Here is a 1329-nt window from a genome sequence, read left to right on the forward strand (position 1 = left end):
GGGGCGGTCCGCGAACCGGCCCTCGGGGTGACCGACCCGGAGGGTGGGGGATACGGAGGTGGCTCCCTGGCCGGGGGCTTCCTCGGCGACGGCCAGCGTCAGCAGCCGGGCGGCGAGCCGGGAGTACGCCGGGTCCTCGGAGATCAGACCGGCGGCGGCCTCCGTGGCCAGGGCGCGCAGTTCGGCCTCGTCGGCGGCGGCGCTGCGCCCGCGCCGCGCGGCGGCGGCGACCCGGCCGGGGTCGGTGTCGGGGAGGTCGGCCGTCAGCTCGGTGAGGGTCCGCAGCAGCGCGGCCCCAGGTCCCCCGGTCTCGATTCCGGTGTCGGACGGGTCGGACTCGGCGCGCGGTGCGGAAGGCGCGATGGTCACGGGGGGAGCTCTCCCTCGCTCGGCTCCGGGACACCTGCGGTGCGGGCGCGAGCGGGCGCGTGCGGGCATGGCAGAGCAGCACCGCGCGGCGTCCACCGGCCCAACCGCGAGGCCCGGACGTATCGACACCCGGTTCGGTCGAGCCGGGCGCACTGTCGGCAGGTCATCGGACTTGCGGTGACACCAATGGGTGTACTTCATACCGTTGCGGGACAGTTCCGGATTCCCACCGGATTCCCCTGCGACGACAGCGAGGACGAGCATACATGTGGGGGGCCCTTGATGCGTGACCCCCCACATGTTGTGTCGGCCCCTTGCTGAGCGTGGTGTTACAGCTCCAGCCGGTAGGTGAGCAGGGTCAGCGCGGGGACCGGCGACCAGTCGAGTTCCGGGGTGCGGACGAAGCCCAGGCGGGCGTATATCCGCTGGGCGCCGAGCATGGCGGGCTGGGTGGACAGCACCAGCGCCGTCACCCCGTCCAGGGCCCGTGCGCGCTCGATGCAGGCCCGTACGAGGGCCTCCCCGACCCCCGCGCCGCGCGCCCCGGCCGACACCGCCAGCATGCGGAATTCGGCCTCGCCGGGGCCCGCGACGTCGGCGAGGCGGCTGCCGGGTGCGGCGAACGTCACGCCGCCGAGCAGCCGGCCGTCGCGCGTGGCGACGAGCACGTCGCCCGCGTCGGCCCGCCCCGCGACATCGCGCAGGACGTTCAGGTAGTGGTCGTCCTCGTTCAGGTCGAGCAGCCCGTCCCCGGTGTAGGCCTGCCCGGTGATCTCGCCCAGGTGCTCGTACTCGGCGGGCTCGGCGGCCCGGATCTCGAAGTCCATGCGACCGAGTGTGACGGCGAAGGGGCCCCCCCCGGCCGGGGGGGGGCGCCCCGGGGCGCGCCCCCCCGGGGGCCCCACCGCTAGCCCCCCCGCCCCGCCGGGGGCCCCCGCGGGCGCGGGGGGGCGCCCAATA

The 1329-nt window shown here is 75.9% G+C and carries 1 protein-coding gene, 1 pseudogene and 1 riboswitch; the gene and the pseudogene both read right to left on the reverse strand.

All coding sequences use genetic code 11. From position 1 onward, the window contains the following. Positions 1-369 (reverse strand): annotated as a pseudogene (locus ACFXA3_RS05725) (ribonucleoside-diphosphate reductase subunit alpha); the annotation flags it as partial. Between the two features lie 139 nt (positions 370-508). After that, positions 509-650, reverse strand: a riboswitch (cobalamin riboswitch). Positions 651-698: 48 nt separating this feature from the next. Beyond that, a complete protein-coding gene (locus tag ACFXA3_RS05730; protein WP_385182423.1) occupies positions 699-1196 on the reverse strand; it encodes a GNAT family N-acetyltransferase in 498 nt (165 codons plus the stop codon). Positions 1197-1329 lie beyond the last annotated feature (133 nt).

This window comes from Streptomyces sp. NPDC059456 (assembly GCF_042750055.1).
In the GTDB taxonomy this organism is placed as follows: domain Bacteria; phylum Actinomycetota; class Actinomycetes; order Streptomycetales; family Streptomycetaceae; genus Streptomyces.